Genomic DNA, 1,594 nt, shown 5'->3' with positions numbered 1-1,594 from the left:
CAGAGATTGTCGCTACGGCACTCGGCCCTATGCAGCGATCCGGCGAATGGTATCGCTGTCCTTGCCCGGTGCATCGGTCGCGAACCGGCCGCAGTGCGAGCCTTGCACTGCGCGACGGTGACTACGGGCTGATCGCCGTCTGTCACGCTGGTTGCGACCGCGACGATATCCTGGATGAGCTACGGCGCCGCGATCTGATCTCGACTTCAAGGCGCGATCCTGGTGCGCCCCGATTAAACTACCCGGCGGCGCGCACGAAGGACGCCGATGAGTCCGAGCGGATGTACCGCCCGCGGTTGGTGAGACACCTGGTTAGAACCTACGCGGCCTTGGCCGCGGGAGGAAGCTGCTCGGCTCGGATGGCAGCGGGCGGCCGAAAGCCATGCCGCTCGATGAGCCAAGTGGTGTTGTAGACCTCGCGGAACGCGATCAGCGCGTGGCGGAGCTGCTCGACGGTGTCGAAGCTCCGCACCCAGAGCAGGTTCTCCTTCAGGGTACGGATGAAGCGCTCGGCACAGCCGTTGCCCTCCGGCGCTCGCACGAAGGCGGGCGAACTCTCGATGCCGAGAAAGGCGAGTTCCTTCTGGAAGGCGTCGGACATGTACTGGCTGCCGTGGTCGTGGCGGACGGACAGGCCTCGGGCCGCGCCCTTCGCGAACGCCCCGAAGTGACGCCGGACGCCCTGGCGGATCGGCTCCAAGGCCTCGAAGCGGTTGGCCCGAAGTGCGGCATGGATGCCGACGCATTCGGCCGAGCGGTGGTCGATGGCGACGAACACGGCGGCCTGTCCCTCGGCCGTCCAGGTCGCGGTCAGGTCGGTACCCCACATCTCGTCCACCCGGTCGGGGATGATGGTGCCATCGTGGTTGCGTGGACCCCGCGGCGTGCCGACGCGCGAGGGCGCGAGCAGCCCGTGTTCACGCATCAGCCGCAAGACGCGGCGCTTGGATGTGCGCACCCCGGCCATACGCAACCGGGCCCAGACCTTGCGATGACCCTCGCCATGGAAGGGGCTGTCGGAGAGGACGGTCCGGATCGCCGCAACCAGCGCCGCGTCCGGCATCGGTCCCGAAGGACCCCGCCGGCGCGCCGGGTCGGCCGGCGCCGGGCAGCGGTGGCGGTAGAGCGTGGCCCGCGAGGTGCGCCACACCCGGCACACGCGGGCCAGCCCGTAAGGGGTGCCGCTGCCGGGCGACGTGGTCCGGCTCATCGCCTCGACCTGCGCCGGGCCAAAGGGCCGGGATCACGCGCCTCCAGGGCTGCGATCTTGGCCTCCAGCAGCTCGCGTTCGAGCAGCATCTCGCCCAAGCGCGCCTTCAGCCGACCACTCGCCAGCGCCTCGCCGTCAGTGGGCCGGGTGGCCAAGCTCGCCTCACCGGCGGTAAGAAAGGCCTCACGCCAGCCCGAGAGCGTCGCCGCGGTCACCCCCAGCGAGCGCGATACCAGCTCCAAATCCTCGCCCCGAAGCAGGCGCAACACCGCCTCGCGCTTGCGTTGCCGCGACATCCGACCGCCTCGGCCCAGGCCTGCCGCATCCGCGTCCGCCGTCGTCTCTGGTGTCATGCTCATCACCCCTGTCCGCGGATACCGTCCG

1 protein-coding gene is annotated in these 1,594 nt (G+C 69.8%); it reads right to left on the bottom strand.

The window, feature by feature from the left end; genetic code table 11:
- Positions 1-319: 319 nt before the first annotated feature.
- Positions 320-1,563, bottom strand: a protein-coding gene (locus tag VGC56_RS02735) for an IS3 family transposase (protein ID WP_464123108.1) whose coding sequence is annotated in 2 segments (ribosomal slippage) — positions 320-1,239 and positions 1,239-1,563 — 1,245 coding nt in all. Because the reading frame shifts where the segments join, the coding sequence is not laid out codon by codon here.
- Positions 1,564-1,594: the final 31 nt, after the last annotated feature.

This window comes from Allosphingosinicella sp., assembly GCF_036403745.1.
In the GTDB taxonomy this organism is placed as follows: Bacteria; Pseudomonadota; Alphaproteobacteria; order Sphingomonadales; family Sphingomonadaceae; genus Allosphingosinicella.
This window is presented reverse-complemented; position numbering and strand designations above follow the sequence as displayed.